Source organism: Nonlabens tegetincola, assembly GCF_002117085.1.
Taxonomy (GTDB): domain Bacteria; phylum Bacteroidota; class Bacteroidia; order Flavobacteriales; family Flavobacteriaceae; genus Nonlabens; species Nonlabens tegetincola.
In genome coordinates this window covers 1,119,757-1,139,517 of record NZ_CP019342.1, presented here as the reverse complement: position 1 = coordinate 1,139,517, position 19,761 = coordinate 1,119,757, and the positions used below count along the sequence as shown (strand labels likewise).

At 35.3% G+C, this 19,761-nt stretch carries 17 protein-coding genes; 3 read left to right on the top strand and 14 right to left on the bottom strand.

Translation table 11 applies throughout. The features are described 5' to 3' along the window. Position 1: 1 nt before the first annotated feature. The 10 genes from BST91_RS05400 to BST91_RS05355 form a co-directional block, all read right to left on the bottom strand. Entirely contained in the window at positions 2-511 is a 510-nt protein-coding gene (locus tag BST91_RS05400; RefSeq protein WP_085774741.1) for a lactoylglutathione lyase family protein, read from the bottom strand. A gap of 43 nt (positions 512-554) precedes the next feature. Next, the gene (locus BST91_RS05395) at positions 555-1,253 is read right to left on the bottom strand and encodes a ZIP family metal transporter (protein WP_085774740.1); all 699 of its coding nucleotides are present in this window, start codon (positions 1,251-1,253) and stop codon (positions 555-557) included. A 176-nt stretch (positions 1,254-1,429) separates the two neighbouring features. After that, positions 1,430-3,538, bottom strand: coding sequence for a DUF349 domain-containing protein (locus tag BST91_RS05390; protein WP_085775681.1), 2,109 nt, complete (start codon positions 3,536-3,538; stop codon positions 1,430-1,432). A gap of 67 nt (positions 3,539-3,605) precedes the next feature. Then, the gene (locus BST91_RS05385) at positions 3,606-4,397 is read right to left on the bottom strand and encodes a shikimate dehydrogenase family protein (protein WP_085774739.1); all 792 of its coding nucleotides are present in this window, start codon (positions 4,395-4,397) and stop codon (positions 3,606-3,608) included. Continuing rightward, positions 4,372-5,391, bottom strand: coding sequence for a DUF368 domain-containing protein (locus BST91_RS05380; protein ID WP_085774738.1), 1,020 nt, complete (start codon positions 5,389-5,391; stop codon positions 4,372-4,374). The genes BST91_RS05385 and BST91_RS05380 overlap by 26 nt, the downstream gene beginning before the upstream one ends. 3 nt (positions 5,392-5,394) lie before the next feature. Further along, positions 5,395-6,345: a DUF368 domain-containing protein gene (locus tag BST91_RS05375; protein ID WP_317043070.1), complete on the bottom strand. Its 951-nt coding sequence runs from the start codon at positions 6,343-6,345 to the stop codon at positions 5,395-5,397. Positions 6,346-6,395: 50 nt separating this feature from the next. After that, entirely contained in the window at positions 6,396-7,667 is a 1,272-nt protein-coding gene (locus tag BST91_RS05370) for an adenylosuccinate synthase (protein ID WP_042280241.1), read from the bottom strand. Beyond that, complete coding sequence (locus BST91_RS05365) at positions 7,667-8,134, bottom strand: Fur family transcriptional regulator (protein WP_042280240.1); 468 nt, start codon at positions 8,132-8,134, stop codon at positions 7,667-7,669. Before BST91_RS05365 ends, BST91_RS05370 begins: the two co-directional genes overlap by 1 nt. Positions 8,135-8,136: 2 nt before the next feature. After that, positions 8,137-10,338: a RelA/SpoT family protein gene (locus tag BST91_RS05360; RefSeq protein ID WP_060522455.1), complete on the bottom strand. Its 2,202-nt coding sequence runs from the start codon at positions 10,336-10,338 to the stop codon at positions 8,137-8,139. Between the two features lie 189 nt (positions 10,339-10,527). Beyond that, positions 10,528-11,637 carry a M42 family metallopeptidase gene (locus BST91_RS05355; protein ID WP_042280239.1) on the bottom strand — a complete coding sequence of 370 codons (1,110 nt, stop codon included), beginning with the start codon at positions 11,635-11,637 and terminating at the stop codon, positions 10,528-10,530. Positions 11,638-11,736: 99 nt separating this feature from the next. Here BST91_RS05355 and BST91_RS05350 point away from each other — a divergent pair, with 99 nt between their 5' ends. The 3 genes from BST91_RS05350 to BST91_RS05340 all read left to right on the top strand — a co-directional run bounded on the left by BST91_RS05350 (position 11,737) and on the right by BST91_RS05340 (position 14,081). Continuing rightward, positions 11,737-12,528, top strand: a complete 792-nt coding sequence (locus BST91_RS05350) for a DUF4294 domain-containing protein (protein WP_060522456.1) — start codon at positions 11,737-11,739, stop codon at positions 12,526-12,528. Positions 12,529-12,637: 109 nt separating this feature from the next. Next, a complete protein-coding gene (locus BST91_RS05345; RefSeq protein WP_085774736.1) occupies positions 12,638-13,567 on the top strand; it encodes a hypothetical protein in 930 nt (309 codons plus the stop codon). A gap of 151 nt (positions 13,568-13,718) precedes the next feature. Then, positions 13,719-14,081: a DoxX family protein gene (locus tag BST91_RS05340; RefSeq protein WP_085775680.1), complete on the top strand. Its 363-nt coding sequence runs from the start codon at positions 13,719-13,721 to the stop codon at positions 14,079-14,081. Here BST91_RS05340 and BST91_RS05335 read toward each other — a convergent pair. From BST91_RS05335 to BST91_RS05320, 4 genes are all read right to left on the bottom strand, one after another. Further along, the gene (locus tag BST91_RS05335) at positions 14,078-14,347 is read right to left on the bottom strand and encodes a DoxX family protein (protein ID WP_244895692.1); all 270 of its coding nucleotides are present in this window, start codon (positions 14,345-14,347) and stop codon (positions 14,078-14,080) included. The two genes, BST91_RS05340 and BST91_RS05335, sit on opposite strands and share 4 nt — an antisense overlap. Before the next feature lie 792 nt (positions 14,348-15,139). Next, a complete protein-coding gene (locus BST91_RS05330; protein WP_169709760.1) occupies positions 15,140-15,556 on the bottom strand; it encodes a protease complex subunit PrcB family protein in 417 nt (138 codons plus the stop codon). Then, entirely contained in the window at positions 15,549-16,688 is a 1,140-nt protein-coding gene (gene bshA / locus BST91_RS05325; protein ID WP_085774733.1) for an N-acetyl-alpha-D-glucosaminyl L-malate synthase BshA, read from the bottom strand. Before bshA ends, BST91_RS05330 begins: the two co-directional genes overlap by 8 nt. Positions 16,689-16,697: 9 nt before the next feature. Then, positions 16,698-19,670, bottom strand: a complete 2,973-nt coding sequence (locus tag BST91_RS05320; RefSeq protein ID WP_085774732.1) for a glycoside hydrolase family 3 N-terminal domain-containing protein — start codon at positions 19,668-19,670, stop codon at positions 16,698-16,700. Positions 19,671-19,761: the final 91 nt, after the last annotated feature.

Genomic DNA, 19,761 nt, shown 5'->3' with positions numbered 1-19,761 from the left:
ATTAATTCTCATTTTGATAAGCTCCAGAGGAATAGGTGAGTTCATAGCTGTGTGTATAAATTTCAAACACAATTCCAAATGGATCCTCAACATAAACCATTTTATACGGTTTTTCATTAGGATAATATTCTCTTATTGGCATACGTTGTTTTCCTCCAGCAGCCACAATACGCTCAGTTAATTTTTCGATCTCAGGATCTTGAACACAAAAATGAAATAATCCTGTATTGATTGGATTAAATTCTGGTGCTTCTTTTTGACCAAAAGGGAATGCAAATAGCTCAATTCCTATTCCGTCAGATGTAGATAAATGAGCGATTTCAAAACTTTCCCAATCTTCACCAAATACATCAATACACATTTGACCAATGGCCGTGTCAGTCTCTTTTTTCACTGTTGAAGGTGGCATAATTACATACCAACCCATTATTTCTGAGTAAAATTCAACTGCTTTATGAATATCGGGTACAGTAATCCCTATATGGGAAAATGATTTAGGATATGGAGTCATCTTTTTTATGGCAAGGTAGAAATTTGACTCACAAGGTTTCTTATTATTCTCCTAAAGTATTTAAGTATAGAGCCAGAATAAGACCTATAGCAGTAGCTACTCCACTCCAGTATTTATTCTCCTTAAAAGCCTTTGGAAATACTTCTATCGCTAGGGAAGCTACAACTGCACCGCCAGCAAAACATTTTATGTAGTTTAAATAACTCTTTGGAACATCATCCAATAGAAAATGACCTATTAAAGCTGCCATAGATAAGATTATGGCGGTAGCGATCCATAGAATTAATATTTTCCGTTTGGAAGAGGTGTTTTCAGCCATCTCCTTAGCACCACCAGCTGCTTCGGGCAAATTTGATAATAGGATGGAACCAGAAAGCGCTGCCACAGATAATGGGCTTGCACTTATCAAAGCAACTCCTAAAGCTAGGTTTTCTGGTATGCCATCTAAAGTAATGGCAGCCAATAAACCGGCACCGCTATTAGATCCCCATTTTTCTTTGATTAAATAGTCCAAACCTGTGAAAATAGTAGCGCCCAAAAATATACAGAGCAACGTGATCCCAACAGAATCGTTCTTTAATGAAGGATGAATTAATTCCAAGATTGCTGAAACCAATAAAGCTCCACCAGCCAAAGCGACTAAAAAACCTTCCAATTTTTTAGACAATGAACCATAAATACCCCAAACGGCTCCAAGAATTAAAGCTGCAGAAACTGTAAGAATTACGATAAACGTCATCATATTAAAGCCCAAGTTACGGACTTAATTTAATTTATATCTCAGCTTTATGTTTCCTTTAAATGTTTAAGAATATAGAAAGATGAATAGGGTGTAGATTAATCGAATATTTCTCCCATAAAAAAGCCTTGAACAATCGTTCAAGGCTTTTTTATTGAATTAAGATAAATTTTATCTGCTTATTCTTCCGATGTAACCTCAGTGGTTATTTCTTCTTGTTGGGCCAATTGACGTTCAAGTATATTAACCTGCTTTTGTTTTTCTTTTACCACGTCTAGCTCTTTTTGTAGATCTGCGATATTTTTCTTTTGTGCTAGTATCAATGGGTTTTTGTCATCCTTAGAATTAAAAAACTGAAGGTTATTTTGCAGTTGTAAAATTTCCTTTTTTATCTCATCCTGACGTTTTCTCAGGTAAAAACGCTCGTTTTTAAAGTCTCTTTCATTACCATTTTCTAAAGAGCTCAATTTGTTTTGATATTTTAGCATTTCTGCATCTACCTCACTTAAACCAGCTGCTTTAAATTTAGCTTTAACTAGTTTCTCAAACTTATCTTGAATAAAACGTTTTGAGTAAGGCACGCGTCCTATAGCAGACCATTGATCCATGAAAGATTGAATATCCGACTTCATAGCCTCTTTATCATCCTGTGGCAACATTTCCTTTAAGGCATCATAAATCTTAAGCTTTGCTTCGTAATTTTCTTTCTCTTCTACAGTAGCAGCTTCTTTTTGAGCATTCTTTTTATCAAAGAAAGCGTTACAAGCCTTTTGAAAACGTTTCCAAATCTTGTCACTATCTTTTCGAGGTACGTGACCTATTTTTTTCCAGTCTGCCTGGATACGCTTCATAACCTGTAGGCTTCCAGCGAAATCTTCAGAGTTTTGATGTTCTTCGGCAATAGCGATGAGATCCATTTTCTTTTTAAGATTCTCATTTTGCTCGTCTTTAAGCTCTTTATAAAAGTTGTTTTTGGCTCTATTGAATTCCCTAGTTACCGATCTATATTGATCCCATAAATCATTGTTCACATCTTTAGGGGCTGCTCCTGTATTTTTGAATAACTCCTTGAGTACGTCAATCTCTTTTAAACGGTCTTGCCATTCTTTATGAGATTTAGCACCTGTTTCAGTAATTTTTTGAACCTCGGCGATGATGTTTTCCTTCACCATCTTATTGTGCTCTTGCTGTTTTTCACGCTCCTTATAAAATTCTTGACGTTTGTCATGAATTACTTTTGTAGCTGCTTTAAATGATTCCCAAGTAGGGTCTCTGTGTTCTTGAGCTACTGGACCTACATCTTCTTTCCACATGCGGTGTAATTCCTGAAGTTCACGTAGCGCTTTGTGAATGTTGTCTTCTTGTCCTAATTCTTCAGCGCGAGCTATTATTTTATGACGTAGTTCAAGATTACGTTCAAAGTCTTTATCACGTAATTCTTTAGACAGGTCTATGTAGTCATAAAAGTTTTGGGTAGCAAGTCTATAATCTTCCCATGTGATGTTGTAAGCATCATGCGGGATAGGACCTGTAGAACGCCAGTTTTCTTGTAAATCATGAAACTTTTTAAAAGTTGTACCAATGTTTTCCTCTTCGGTAATCAAGGTTTTAATTCCTTCAATAATCTCACGACGTTTTACAAGATTAGCTTCTTGCTGTGCACGACGTTTTCTTTGAAACTCTCCTTTTTCCTTACGATATGTACGGTGTAAATCGTTAAATACCTTAGTAAGCTCGTTATTGTATTCAAAATGTGGTGCTAGTGGATCGTCAGAAGGTGGATTCTCTTTTTCAAACTTTGCCTTTTCTTCCTCGTGAATCTCTGCATCACGCTTTTCAAAGTTCTTTTTAATTTTTTCGGCCTGATCTCTAAAACTATTGATGGGATATTCTTGCATCAGTTGACGCAGCTCATCAATAAGTTCCTTTTGATTCATGGTCTCGTATTCCTTTTCAGGGATTTCTACCGTATTATCCTGATTTTCATCCTTATCGGCTTCTTCATTTTCATCGATGATAGGATCAGTAGCATTTTGTACAGCTTCACTTTCTTCCACCATGGTGTCTTCATGAGTAGTAGAATCGTCTTCTGCTTTTTGAGAAGCTTTGTTGGTGCCTTCAACTGTCGGAGTATCTGTAACAGGTTCCACCTCGATGTGCTCCTTTTCAGATTCTTCTGCCTTTTTTTGTTCTGCGATAAAGGCATTTTCAATCGCATTAGTCTCGTCGGATAGATGCTTTGCATCATTTTGTCCATCTGCTTGTGGCAGGTTGTCGTTCTTGTTCATTTTTTTCATTTAAAAAATAGGTGGGCAAGATAATCAGAATGATATGCAATCACAACGTTATGATGCCTTACTTATTCCATATTTCCCAAGCTTTTTCAGCCTGATGTACTAACATTTGTTTTCCATTAATAACCTGTGCGCCGTGAGCACTTGCCTTTTTCATAAAAAGAGTTTGTGGTGGATTATAAACTAAATCATAAAAAACATGTTGACCTGTTACCTGATCATAAGGAATTTCAGGAGCAACTTCAACATCTGGATGAGTGCCTAGCGGAGTGGTATTGATAATTAACCCAACCATTTTCATGACTTGGGGTGAAACGGATTTATAGTCTATCGTAAATTCATCCTTAGGATTTCTGGAAACAAATAAATAAGGTATTTGCATAGATTCTAGCGTGTAGGCAATAGCCTTTGACGCACCGCCAGTACCTAATATAAGCGCATTCTTTTTGATAGGTAAAAAAGGGGATAAGCCCTTGCCAAATCCATAAGCATCCGTATTATGACCGGTCCACCTGTTATCTTCAATAGCGATAGTATTAACAGCACCTATATCTCTCGCCTCTGGACTTATCTCGTCCAGAATATCCATGATGTCTTGTTTGTAAGGTATGGTTACATTCAAACCACGTATAATTTCAGATTTACCTGCTGTAGTGCGTGTTTGTAGGTCATAGGTTACGCTTTCGCGAAAGCGAACTAATTCACTAGCATCAGGAATTTCAAAATTTCTATACTCATGATCTTGAAAACCCAATGATTCGAATTTTTCTGTAAAATAGGATCTAGAAAAACTGTAATCTAATCGCTTACCTATTAATCCAAAAATGCTACGCGGGATTTGTTTTATTTCCATAATGACTAAGTAAATACACAATTAAATATCCTATTGAAATCATGGCAATTGCTATCCATGTTTGAGCAGTTGCAATATCGGGCCAGTACCTGTTGTAATCTACTAAAATCTCATTACCACTAGCATCTAAAGAAATTTCACCTGTAACTGTGCGTTGATAAATGGCTTTTTTCCAAGGCCATACAACTCCTAAGGAACCTGTTATAAATCCTATAATCATAGCGTTAGTCTGATTACGAAAGTTTTTCATCGTCCATCCCAATAGATGAGATAAACTTACCAAGCCAAAAATAGAACCAGCAACAAAGACTACCAAGATCAATAACAAATCCATATGAACACTATCGTACCACCATGAGAAATCCCATCTTGCGATTGCTACCATGGTGTTGAATAAAGCATTTATACTATCAACCAGTAAAAGCACGTAATTACCTAGAAGAATAAGGATGAAGCTACCGCTCAATCCAGGTAAGGTCATACCGCAAATACTCACCATCCCACAAAAGAAAACAAAAAACAAATTAGTGTTTTGTGTAGCAGGATCGAGTAATGATGTTCCCACGCCTATGGCTATACCTATCATTAAAATGATGATATTTTGTCGAGTCCAACTGTTGTAATTACGGGCGATATAATAAATGGAACCTAATATCATCCCAAAAAATAAAGCCCATATAAGAATGGGGTAATATTCTAGTAATACATCAAACCCTATAGAAACAGTAAAGTAGCTTATAGCTTCACCCAAGAGTAATAGGCTTAAAAACCTACCGTTTACATAATGAAAGAAAGACCTGAATCTACCGTTAAAAAGTAATTTAAGTGCTTTGAGATTGAGTTTTTGAAGGCTGTAAATAAATTCTTCATAGAAACCAGTAACGTATGCCACAACACCGCCGCTCACGCCGGGAACTTTGTTTGCAGTTCCCATAGCGATACCCTTGAGTATAAGTAATAACTTATCGGTAAAACTACGAGTAGGTTGACGCACGTGTTATTGTTTTTTAGCAGCCCATTTTTCTAAGATAAAAATAAGTGCAAAACCTAGCAAGGCAAGAATAAAAACTAACAGTATTTTAGGTTCTCCATCAAAGAATTGTGGTAAAATACTTTTTTCCAAAAAAGGAACTTCCTCACCGTGACTATTCACTCGTGTGCTTATAACCTTCTTCCATGGCCATAATTTGTTGAGAGAACCAATCATAAAACCTGTAAGCAAAGCCAGTGTTGTATTTTCTTTGTTCTTAAATAACCAGGTTAAAATTCTTGAAAAAATCTTTAAACCAACGATACAGCCAAGAGCAAATAACATCAAGTTAGTCAAGTATTTACCTACTAAAGACCAATCTCCTTGTGACAAGGCTTCAACTAGACCAGATATACTACCTATAATTACTTTATAACTTCCTAAAAGGAGTAATAAAAAAGCACCCGAAACACCCGGAAGTATCATAGCTATTATTGCTATGAATCCTGAAAAAATAATGTACCACCAGGTATCTGGCGATCCTATAGGTTCTGCAATTGTAATGTAATACGATATTGCTGTTCCAATTATTATGGCAAGCAGGGCAGTGCCGTTCCATCTATTGATTTGCCTGGCTATGTATAGTATACTCGCTACCACTAAACCAAAGAAGAATGCCCATACTAGAACTGGATAGGTTTCAAGAAGATAACTAATGAGCTTTGACAGGCTTACAACTGCTATTCCAATTCCTAATATTAAACTAAGTAAGAATTTTAAATTGTACTTTCTAATTACACCACCAAAACCAATAAGCTTTATGTCTTTAATAGCCTGAAAACTCAACCCATCAATAGTGGCTATAAGTTCCTCGTAAATTCCTGTTATAAATGCTATAGTTCCACCAGAAACACCTGGCACGACATCGGCTGTACCCATGAGTACACCTTTGAGCATTGTATTAAGATATTTTTTCAAAATAAACTTATTTAAAAAAAGCTGGTTCAAAAATGAAACCAGCTTTATGTTTATCTGTGTATGGTCTGTTTACGATCTGGACCTACACTTACTATTTTAATAGGAATTTCTAGTTCCTTTTCTAAAAACTCAATGTATGCATTGAGCTCTTTAGGAAACTGATCTACCGATGTCATTTGTGTAAGATCATCTTCCCAACAAGCAAATTCACTATAAATTGGAGTGATGTTTTCCGCTTCTATATTGTAAGGCAAGTGTTCTATGGTTTCTCCTTTATATTTATAAGCCGTACAAACTTGTAGAGCGTCAAAACCTGAAAGAACATCTCCTTTCATCATCATAAGTTGGGTTACACCATTTACTTGACAGGCATATTTTAATGCAACCAGGTCTAACCAACCACAACGTCTCGGTCTTCCGGTTACGGCACCAAATTCATGACCTACCTTAGCCATTTTTTCTCCTGTTTCGTCAAAGAGTTCAGTAGGGAATGGGCCGCTACCTACTCGTGTTGTATATGCTTTAAAAATACCAAATACTTCACCTATTCTATTAGGAGCAACACCTAGACCTGTGCAAGCTCCGGCAGCAGTGGTGTTTGAAGAAGTTACAAAAGGGTACGTTCCAAAGTCAATATCTAATAAACTACCTTGAGCACCTTCAGCAAGAATTGATTTACCCTGTTTTTGTGCTTGATGTAGGTATTCTTCAGAATCAATGAAAGTTAATTCCTTTAAACGTTCTATAGCGGTGAAGAATTCTTCTTCTAATTCTTTAAGGTCGTATTGTATATCAACATTATGGAAACCAATAAGATCTTCATGCTTATCTGCAAGAGCGCGGTATTTCTCTTTCCAATTGTCCAGTTCTATATCACCTACACGGATACCATTTCTACCTGTTTTATCCATATAAGTAGGACCAATTCCTTTAAGGGTCGAACCTATTTTTGCTTTACCTTTTGCCGCTTCACTTGCTGCATCTAGTAGTCTGTGAGTAGGACAAATGATGTGCGCCTTCCTAGAAATTATTAAACGTTCAACATAATTGATGTTGAATTGTTTAAGACCGTCTAATTCTTGTGCTAGAACTACAGGATCAATTACGACACCATTTCCTATCACGTTGATAGCTTTGTCGTGAAAGATACCGCTAGGGATTGTTCTTAATACGTGTTTGATACCATCAAACTCTAAAGTGTGACCTGCATTGGGTCCTCCTTGAAATCTTGCAATGATATCGTAGTTAGAAGTTAAAACGTCTACTATTTTACCTTTTCCCTCGTCGCCCCATTGCAAACCGAGCAATAAATCTACTGCCATTATTGATTGTTTTCCGTTGAATTTTTAACGCCGTAAAAGTATAAAGAATGATTGGTTATTTGGACATCAAAAACCTCTTCAATTGTCTTTTTTATTGACTCAATTCTAGGGTCACAAAATTCAATAACTTCATTGGTGTCTTGAAGTATTAAATGATCGTGTTGTTTGTCAAAATATGATTTCTCATAATAGGATTGATTTTGACCAAATTGATGCCTGCGCACCAATTTACATTCCATAAGTAAATCTATCGTATTATAAAGCGTAGCGCGACTTACGCGATAGTTTTGTTCCTTCATTTTAATGTATAATGACTCTACATCAAAATGCTCATCACTGGCATAAATTTCAGCCAGGATGGCAAAACGTTCAGGTGTTTTCCTGTGTTTGTTATCACTAAGAAATTGAGTGAAAACATTCTTCACGATTTCCTGCTCCTTTTCCAAATTGTTAATAATTTCACTCATTATTACGATCTCGTTACTTTGTCTATTCCGTTTATTTTATTCAGATTTTGCATCAATGTTTGTAAAATCTTTTTATTAGTCACCACTACTGTAATCTCACCTTTAAAAATACCATCATCACTACTGAAGCTGATACTTTTGATATTTACGCTCATAAATTCTGAAATGACTTGTGTCACTTCTTGAACCAATCCCAGTCTATCTATTCCTGTAAGTACAAGATCTGCCTTGTGCTCACGTTGCGTAGAATCAATCCATTTTGCACTTATTATTCGATATGCAAATTTACTCTGTAAACTAATAGCATTAGGACAATTGTTTTTATGAACCTTAATACCTTCGCTTACTGTTGTAAATCCAAAGACGGAATCTCCTGGAATTGGATTACAGCATTTAGATAATGTGTAATCTAATTGAACTTGTTCTTTACCAAATACTATGTCGTCGTAATTTTCGGTAACTTCCGGTTTATCCAAATCCGGATTAGACTTTGGCTTACGGATTTTGTTTTTTATAAAACTGTATAAAGCGTTACTACGACTACTAGCGTACTCTTTAATGGCTTTGTTGTCTATGACTCCTGTTCCTACTCGGTAAAATAGGTCTTGACTGGTTTTTAACTTAAAAAAGTTCACCATTTCATTGACCACGTTATTATCCAAGTTGATTTTTTGGGACTTCAGTTTTCGCGCAAGCACTACTTTTCCTTCATCGGCAATAAGAGTTTGATCTTCTTTTAAAGCACTTTTAATTTTGGAACGAGCACGTGCCGTTGTTGCATAGTCCAACCAGTTTTTAGTAGGTTTCTGGTTTTCTGAGGTGATAATATCCACCTGATCACCACTTTTTAATTCGTGAGATAGCGGTACTAATTTACCGTTTACTCTCGCGCCACGAGTGCGCATACCTACTTCTGTGTGAATGGCAAAGGCAAAGTCTAATGGGGTAGAGCCTTTAGGTAATGATTTTAAATCACCTTTTGGTGTAAATACAAATATCTCCTTACTGTATAAGTTGAGTTTAAATTGTTCAACAAAATCAACTGCGTTCACCTCTGGATTTTCAAGAGCGTCTTGTAAACGATTCAGCCATTCCTCGAGTCCGTCTTCTTGATTGCCTTGCTTGTATTTATAATGCGCTGCGTAACCTTTTTCAGCTACTTCATGCATGCGCTCTGATCTTATTTGAACTTCTACCCATTTACCATCTGGGCCCATCACTGTGATGTGCAACGCTTCATAACCTGTAGATTTTGGCGAGCTTATCCAGTCTCTTAGCCTTACAGGATTAGGTCTAAAATGATCTGTTACTACTGAGTATACTTTCCAAGCCAGAAACTTTTCATTTGCACGATCACTTCTAAAAACAATTCGTATTGCAAATTTATCGTAGACCTCGTCAAAGGAAACACCTTGTTTAAGCATCTTTCTACGTATACTAAAGACTGACTTATGCCTACCGTATATCGTATATTCAAGGCCTTCTTTATTAAGACTATCGTCAATAATATCACTAAATTCTTTTATATAACGATCTTGTTCTTCTTTACTTTCCTTAATTGAGTTTTGTATATCACTATATACCTCAGGCTCAGTGTATTTAAGACCTAGGTCTTCAAGTTCTGTTTTAATATTGTAAAGACCTAAACGATGTGCAATAGGAGCATAGATATACAGCGTTTCAGACGCTATTTTAACCTGTTTGTAATCGGGCATGCTGTCCATTGTTTGCATGTTGTGCAAACGGTCTGCAATCTTAATAATGATTACACGTACATCCTCGTTAAGGGTAAGCAGCATTTTTCTAAAATTCTCTGCTTGTGTAGAAATATCACCATCCTTTTTAAGATGCGCGATTTTAGTAAGACCATCAACAATGCGAGCGATTGTCGGGTTAAAAAGACGCTCTATGTCATTGAGAGAGTATTCTGTATCCTCAACAACATCATGTAATAAGGCTGCTGCTATTGCTGTGGCATCCAGACCTATTTCTTTGGCTACAATTTTTGCGACGGCAATAGGATGGAATATGTAGGCCTCGCCAGATTTACGACGCTGTGGTGCATGAGCTTCTACAGCAATATCAAAAGCCTTACGAATAAGTTTTTTATCCTCATCGGTAAGAGTTTGATAACTAATCTTGAGCAAGTCTTTATATCCTTGCGCAATAAGTTTGTTTTCTTCGGCTATTTCCACTTCGGTCATAAAGTAAAAGTAGTGCAACATATCGACACATACAATAGCAGTAACTAGATATAGCTTATATTATAATAGGCAAATACCAATAAAGAAGAGATATAAATAAAGTGATCCATTAAATAGAAAATGAAGCACAAAAAAAACAGGTCAATTTGTTAATTGACCTGTTTTTCCAATTATTAGTTATTGTCTTGATTAATAAAGACCTGTATTCCCATTATTGAAGTAATTAAAATCGTGATTGTTATTTATTTTTAACAGTGATTCATAAATCATTTTTATCACGTTTTCAACATCATCACGGTGTACCATTTCTACAGTGGTGTGCATGTATCTCAATGGCAACGATATTAAAGCACTAGGAACTCCACCATTAGAATAAGCAAATGCATCAGTATCGGTTCCTGTACTGCGCGAGGTAGCTCTTTTTTGATAGGGAATATCTGCAGCATCTGCAGCATCCATAATCAAATTACGCAGGTTATTTTGTATCGCAGGAGCATAGGCTAATACGGGTCCTTTACCTATAGCAGCATCTCCATTTTTCTTCATGTCGATCATTGGAGTAGTGGTATCGTGAGTAACATCAGTCACGATGGCAACATTAGGTTTAATGGTTTGTGTAATCATTTCGGCACCGCGCAAACCTATTTCTTCTTGAACAGAATTTGTTACATACAATCCAAAGTCCAGTTCTTGATTATTTTCTTTCAGTAATCGAGCTACTTCGGCAATCATAAAACCACCCATTCGATTATCAAGGGCACGACAAACAAATTTGTTACCGTTTAAGACAAAGAACTCATCTGGGTAAGTGATTACTGATCCCACGTCAACACCCAGTTCTAAAACTTCGTCCTTTGTAGTACAACCGCAATCAATAAATATATTATCTGGTTTAGGAGCTTTTTCATTGGCTCTACTACGAGTATGAATAGCTGGCCATCCAAAAACGCCTTTTACGATACCCTTTTTGGTATGAATATTTACCACTTTAGAAGGAGCAATCTGGTGATCAGAACCACCATTGCGTATTACGTAAATAAGTCCATCATCGGTGATGTAATTAACGTACCAGCTTATCTCATCTGCATGACCTTCAATGACTACTTTATATTTTGCGTCGGGATTTATAACTCCTACAGCCGTACCATAATTGTCAGTTATAAATTCATCTACATAAGGTTTTAAATAATCCATCCAAACACGTTGACCATTCCACTCATAACCAGTAGGCGAGGCTGTGTTTAGGTAATTTTCTAAAAATTCAAGGGATTTTTTATTAAGAAGACTTTTTTCTGCCATGGATAAAAATTTAAAAACGTGAATATACTGCGCACTTAGCACTTTTTATAGTGGCAGCTTTATTATTTTTGGAATGCCTTTTGAACAGAGGTAACTGCTATGAAAAAATTACTTTTTATTCTATTGGTTTGTTTTGTGTACGCTTTCGCGAAAGCGCAATTACCAGATACACTTAAGGTAAAAGTAGACAGTGTAAAAACCAGCTCGCCAGAATATTATTTTATAGACGGTGATTCAGTTAGTGCTGTGGAACTGGACCAAATTATGCTTATTCAAAAGTTGAAATTTGACCACAAATACGAACGTATAAGGTATTTAATCTTAAAACGTAAAACTTTGAAAGTGTGGCCCTATGCAAAACTAGCAGCAGAAAGGTTACAGGAACTGGATAAAAGGCTAGCGACGTTAGAAAATACTAGGGATAAAAAACGATATGCAAAAATGGTCGAAAAGTATATCGAGGAAGAATTCACTGCCGAACTAAAGAAATTGACACGCACTGAAGGGCAAATTCTTATTAAATTAATTCACAGACAGACAGGCGACACTGCATTTGAACTGATTAAGCGATTACGTAGTGGCTGGAGTGCATTCTGGTTCAATAACACGGCAAAGATTTTTGATATTTCATTAAAGGAAGAGTACAAACCACATATGGTTGTAGATGATTTTTATATAGAAGACATTTTAATAAATGCCTTTAGACAAGAAACTCTTGATGAACAAGAAAGTGCTATTCCTATCGATTACTTTGAAGGCAAGTCCACCTGGAAAGCTTATACCGAGGCTTTACCAGCTAATTACGACAGCATTCAACTTGCCGAAAGAGCTAAAAGGATAAAGAAATATCGCGAGAAAAAGGCAAGACAAAGAAAGCGTAAACGATCTTAGAATGAGTGTGTTTACCTATTAACAGGTTTATTATATTCTCATTTTCTACTAGGTGTTCTTAAATTTCTCATAATTTTATAGTATCATTGAGCGATTAATTAATAAACAAATGAGAAAATTTACCTTTTTACTATGTTTCCTTATGACTGGTGTAGCTTTTTCACAGACTACACTAGATGTTGTGCGGTTAAATCTCGCTAGAACTTCAATGCAAGATGTTGATGGAGATTTTGAAGAAACAGATATTTCTAACGTTAATTTAGAAATTTTATATCCTACACCATTAAGTTCCAAAACGACCTTAGTTACTGGTCTAACTGTTGAGAATACTCAAATAGACAATTTATTTAGTCTACAAGGAGCAAATTTCCCTAATATTTTTAATTCATTAGAGGACGATCGACTATTGATGACTAGATTAAATTTAGGGGTAAAAATGAAACATAGTAGAAAATGGACGGGTAATTATGTGTTGCTACCAAAATTTGCTTCAAATTTTGATGGTGATTTAGATAATGCTTTTCAATTTGGCGCTATAGCCTTTATGGAGATGAAGAAAAATTCTAGAAGGGTTTACCGTTTTGGAATGTATTCTAGTACCGAAGAATTTGGACAAATAATTACGCCGTTGGTTGGTGTGTATTATAGAACTAAAAATAGAAAGTTTACTCTAGACGCTTTATTACCTGTTAAAATGGAGGCTAACTATTATTTCAGTAAGAAATTTGCTCTAGGTGCTGATTTAAGGACAAGTGTTAAATCTTATTTCCTTAACGGTTATTCTCAAGATTTATATGCTCAAGAAGAATCAATCAGATTCGGTTTGTATGCTTCCTACGGATTGTTTAAAAACCAAGTATTAGCTCGTATTAAAGCAGGTTTTGATACTACTGACTATGGTGTGTATAACACCGGAGATAAAGTAGGAGCACAGGTGCTAACTTTCCAGGTGAGTGGTGATGATCGTAATAGATTAAATGCCGAATTTGACAGTAGCTTTTTTGTAGGCTTGGATCTTATTTATAGAGTTGGTCTATAAGTATAATTAAAGATAGAAAATCAAAAACCCTTCTAACAGAAGGGTTTTTTTAGTCCTTTACATGAAATAATAAATTGCTAACATTGTTTTGTTTAATTATTAACATAAATTGTTAGACATTCGTATACCTTTAAAAATAAAAGTTTTAGAAATGGAGTACGTGATTATCGCCCTTAAAATAATTGTAGCAGTAAGTTTATTGAATGTTTGGTTAGTTCAAAGAAACAAGAAAACGAAATGGAGAGGTGGCGACGCCGATACGCTAGTTGAGGAGTTCAAAGTTTATGGATTACCTGTGCAAGTATGTTTTATTGTTGGTATCCTCAAGGTGTCATTATCTTTATTATTGATAGCTTCTATATGGGTAAGTGGTATTGAAAGCTATGCAGCTTTAGGGTTGGCTGCCTTATTGACTGGATCAGTAATCATGCATTTAAAAATTGGTGATCCGCTTTATAAATCTTTTCCAGCAGCCTTATTTTTAACCTTGTGTCTATTTATTTACTTGTATTAGATATAAGTGTAAAATTTATAGGCTAAGAACGCATTTAACAAGGAGAAGAGTAGAGCAGGAGCTGATAATGGTAGGCTGTCCTTAATTCTAAGTCGGGTAAAGAAGCCTAACGCCATTAAAACGGCTAGTCCTAACGCTCCTACAAAGGCTAACCTCCAAACTGACATCAAGTAACCGATAACCAGACTGGATCCACCTAATATCTGTAGTAATCCAGTAATATTGCGATATTGAGGTATACGGAATCTAATGAACTCTGCTTTCATTTTTTTCGAATACAAACAGCTGAATCCATAAAATATAAAACTAAGTCCAGAGAATAATGTAACAACTAGTAAAGCCTTCATTTGTAATATATATGAAGTACAAGCTAATTACTGAATTTTCAAATTATCCCAAAATAGATATAAAAGATAAAAGCCATTTGCGAGAGCAAATGGCCTTTATACACTAGTCAAAACAACTTCTTTATAATTTACAAAACTTAACTTGGATAATTAATCCAGTACAAATGTAGTGCATAAAGCTTAACGAACTAATTACGAAAAGGTTAGAGATCTTTCATCGTTAACATATGTTAAGATTTTTATTGAGACTTATTTGTTAACATTTCCCACGTTATCAATATGTTATGCGCGCATAATACCGATATTAAGTTTAATAGGGATCAATTAACATTTTAGATGAAATGTAAGATAATTCTGTTGTATGAATCGACGAAAACACGGTTTGCTATGCATAATTATCATTTATTCAAGTAAAAAATAAAAATGCGTACGCTCAAATTACGTATAAATAAGAATCATTCAATATAACAAAGGTTTGTTGAGATTTTAATAATTCAGTATGATTATTTGTACTTTAATTATGTGATTCCTTATTTATGAATATATTCTTATCAATATATTCATATAACTCAGTAATTGTTGATGCTTTTGGTATTAATAATTGTATTTAATGAATTTATCGTAATTCTATATTTATACATAATCATATTGAACTATAATAAATATTATGTCAAATAGAAATATAGCATTCTGAGAAGAATACTGTACTTGTTACTTCCATCTGCAAATAACCTTATTACTGCTATATGGTATTCTTACTACCATCATTGGTTGTGTTATAGCCATAGTTACTAGATCCTCTTTACCTGGTCCTTCTACTTCAAAATAATACATCATAGTTTCTTTTTCTTTAGAAATAACCGGAGACTTAATTTCATAACCACCAGTATTTCTTGTACCTGCACATACTACGGCAATAAATTCTTTGTCAAAATCAATATTAGAAACTGATCCTAATTTGTCATTTCTAAAACTATCAACGTATTGTGTCCATTGGTCTTCATTATCGAGTAATCGAATTTTTTGATCTGTACAGTCACTTATCTGCGATTGATACAGTATTTCATATCCGGTTTCTCTTCTTTCTTTTAACTCATTGCTAACACCGCACGAGTTCAAATTAATCATTATTATGCTTGCTATAAATAGCCTTGTGATACAATTCTTCATATTGTGGAACTATTTTATGTATATCAAATTCTTGTGCCTTATTATACGCTGATGTTTTAAAAGTACTCAAGGTGTCATCATCTTTCAATATTTTAATAGCATTTAATGCCATTTCTTCTACATTACCTACATCACTTGTATATCCTGTAACACCATTTTCATTAACCTCTGGCAATCCACCGGTATTTGAAGAAATAACCGGTGTTTTATTGGCCATTGCCTCTAGCGCCGCCAGTCCAAAACTTTCTTTTTCAGATGGTAATAAGAATAAATCTGTAAAACAAAGAATACGGTCTATTTCGGTACTATTTCCTACCCATTTTATTTTTAATTGTAAACCTAGTTTTTTAGCATAATCCTCAGCTGCAGCTCTTTCTGGCCCATCACCGACCATTATTAAAATACTAGGTATTTCCTTACTTATTTTTTCAAAAATACTTACGACATCTTGTATGCGTTTTACAGGTCGCATGTTACTCAAATGTGTTATGATTCGTTCTTGAGGAAAGGCCATCATGCTGCGGTCACAATCTTTAAACTCCTCAGAATACCTACTCATATCAATAAAGTTAGGCACGACTTCAATTGAAGTTCTTATGTCAAATAATTCTAGCGTGTCTTGTTTTAAGCTATCTGATACTGATGTTACTATATTACTATTATTGATACTAAACGTTACGGAAGGCTTATAGACAGGATGATTTCCTACTAAGGTTATATCAGTACCATGTAGCGTGGTGACCATAGGTAGTTCTATTCCTTGTTCCTTAAGCATTTGCTGAGCCATATAACCTGCGTAGGCATGTGGTATGGCATAATGAACATGTAGTAATTCTATGCCATATTCTTGCACCACATTTACCAATTTACTACTTAATGCTAGATCATAGGGTTGATAATGAAATAAGGGATATTCTTCAACACTTACTTCATGAAAATAGATGTTACGAGCCAGTAAATCTAAGCGAACAGGTTGATGGTACGTAATAAAGTGTACTTCGTGATCACGTTTTGCAAGGGCAGTTCCTAACATGGTCGCTACTACTCCACTTCCTCCAAAGGTTGGATAACAAACTATGGCTATTTTCATATTTATATTTTATTCAATAATGTGATCATAAATCACCTGCTGAATGTTAGTTCTAATATTTTCCTCAATTAAAAACTTATTATTCGCATCAGGATGAATACGATTTGCTAAAAAGACATACACAATTTCGTTTTCTGGATCAGCCCAGGTGTAAGCTCCAGTAAAGCCACTATGACCAAAACTTTGCATACTCACACATCCACAAGTTGGGCCTACATCATCTAATTGAGGCTTGTCAAAACCTACTCCTCTCCTAACCTCTTGATCACAGTAATAACAGAAATTAAATGTATTTATAGTCTCTTCTTTGAAATAGCTCTTACCGCCATAGTAGCCTCCTTGTAAATACATTTGCATCATTTTGGCAATGTCGTTTGAGGTAGAGAATACACCTGCATGTCCGCCGATACCACCTTGCATAGCAGCACCTTGATCGTGCACAAAACCATGAACCAGTTGATTTCTAAATACAGTGTCATTCTCAGTAGGTACGATTTCTGATTTGTCAAATTTATTCCTTGGTAAATACGTTGTATTCTCCATACCCAACGAGGCATAAAAATGGTTATGAGTAAGTTCATTTAAATCTTGGTTATAATAGCCTTCAATGAAATCCTTTAGGATGTAGTAAGGAAAATCACTGTACTTATATTCCAACTTTTCGCGTAAGCTAGATAATCTGATGCTATTTGAAATGCTGTCTTTTAAAACAGATTTCCCATATAAATTATCTGCAACAATTAAAGAATAGCCACCTTTTTTAGTATTGCTATATAATTGTTTTAAAGGTTTTTGTGTAATGCTATCTAAAGTGTTGCTATAAAATGGAATCCATGGTTTTAATTTTGCATAATGACTCAACATTTGCTTGATTGTAATATTCTCTTTATCGGTGTTTCTATATTCTGGTAGTAATTCACCTAAAGTATCATCCAAGCTTATAATGCCTTGTTCTTGAAGTTCCATCACCAAAGGTAAAGTCGCCACAATTTTGGTAACTGATGCTATATCATATTTATCAGTACTACTTACACGTCTTCTTTTATCGTAAGTATGGAATCCATAACTGGTATCAAACACAACCCTACCCTTGCGAGCTACCAAGACCTGCATTCCAGGTGCACCTTGTTGATCAATTGTATGATTAGCAATGCTATCAATTTTGGCGATCATAGCACTGCTTAAACCTGCACTTTCTGGCATAGTTGAATAGGATAATCTACCAATACTAGGAAGATAAATACCAGTACCTACTTTGAATTCTCCGCTCGTAACCGGTAGCTTACCCTTAAAATCTCTTGCACCAAAGATCATTTGAGCACTTACCTGTTGACTTATTTCACTATTTTGATAAGAAGCTATTATGGATTCAAAATTGGTTGTAGATTTTAATTTTCTAAACGTGTACGGATTTACAAAAGCGTCCAAGATTACATCGTGTTTTCTTGCAATCTCATACATCCAAGTTAACTCTTTATCAGAAATACTATATGATTTCCAGGGTGAATCATTAGATTTATGAAATCCGATTATAACCGTGTTATAGGCAGAAAGCTTATTCATGAGTTCATCAAGACGGGCAGCTCGCACACGATCTACTCTACTATACTTATTAAGTTGCTCTATAAAAGCGTCGCCATGATCATCGCCCATTTGAACATAAGCTATTTTCTTAGTTTCTAAGTTTTTTAAGGGTAGTAAATTACTTGTGTTTTTTAATAAGGTAACCGAGTTTGAAATGGATTTCTCATACAATAAAACATCCTTATTCGTAATCAAGTCCTCTTGCAATCCAGACAACTCTATAGGTTTATATTGATGTAAACCAACTAAATATTTAGCTTGCAATATTTTAACGACAGATTGTTTTAAACGATCTTCAGTGATCTCACCATTTTTTAAAGCTTCTTCGATTTTATCAATAGCTTTTGGAACATTTTCTGAAATTAACAGCACATCGTTACCAGCTTTAAAAGCAGCTAGGTCTATGTCACCTGGAGAACTGAAATTGCTTGCTCCTTTCATATTTAGTGCATCCGTAAAAATGAGTCCTTGAAATCCTAAATCCCTTTTCAGTAAACCAGATACTACTTTTTCACTTAAACTAGTTGGATATCCTGCTCTAGTTTCCAAGCTAGGAACATTTAAATGAGCAACCATTACGCTAGCTAAATTGTTATCAATAAGTCTCTTATAAGGATACAGTTCTATTTCATCAATCCGCTTTGCATCAAAACTTACGGTAGGCAAGGTTTTATGACTATCTTGATCAGTATCACCGTGACCTGGAAAATGTTTGGCACTAGCAAGCACACCTACACTCTGCATTCCATTCATAAACGCGAGTGCTTTTCTGGTCACATTATCCCTATCCTCACCAAAACTTCTGTTACCGATGATAGGATTATCTGGATTGGTATTAATATCCACATCTGGAGCAAAATTGATATGAACACCCAAACGCTTGCAGTGTTCGCCTATTCGTTTACCCACTTCGTAGGTTAATTCATCACCTGGATTGGCACCCAACGTCATGTTCCATGGATAAGCAAATGTATTCTCTAGCCTCATAGCAAGTCCCCATTCGGCATCCATACCTATCATAAGAGGTACTTTGGATAAGGCTTGTAACTCATTGGTTAATGGAGCTTGCAGTTGTGGCGTTCCCTTTGAAAATATTATTCCGCCTATTTCATGATTCTTAATCAAATTACGCACTCTATCGATATGCGCTTTTTCTTTATTAGAAAACAAATCGACCATAAACAACTGACCTATTTTTTGCCTAGTTGTCATCTGATTGTAAATACTGTCTACCCATGCTTGTTGAGCAATTACATCATCGGCATGCAATGGGTTTACTGATTGTGATATTTCGGATTTTAATGATTTTGATTCCAGTGTTGGTGACTGCGCTTTCGCGAAAGCGAGACCTAAAAATACAAGGCTAACTAGATAGTAGCTATAATGTTTTAAATTCATAGAAGTCTAAAGAATTACAGTAAATCAATAACTGTTCCTAATAAGGAAAGATAAGGAAAACTGTAACCTTGTGTGTGATGAATTTGCTAAA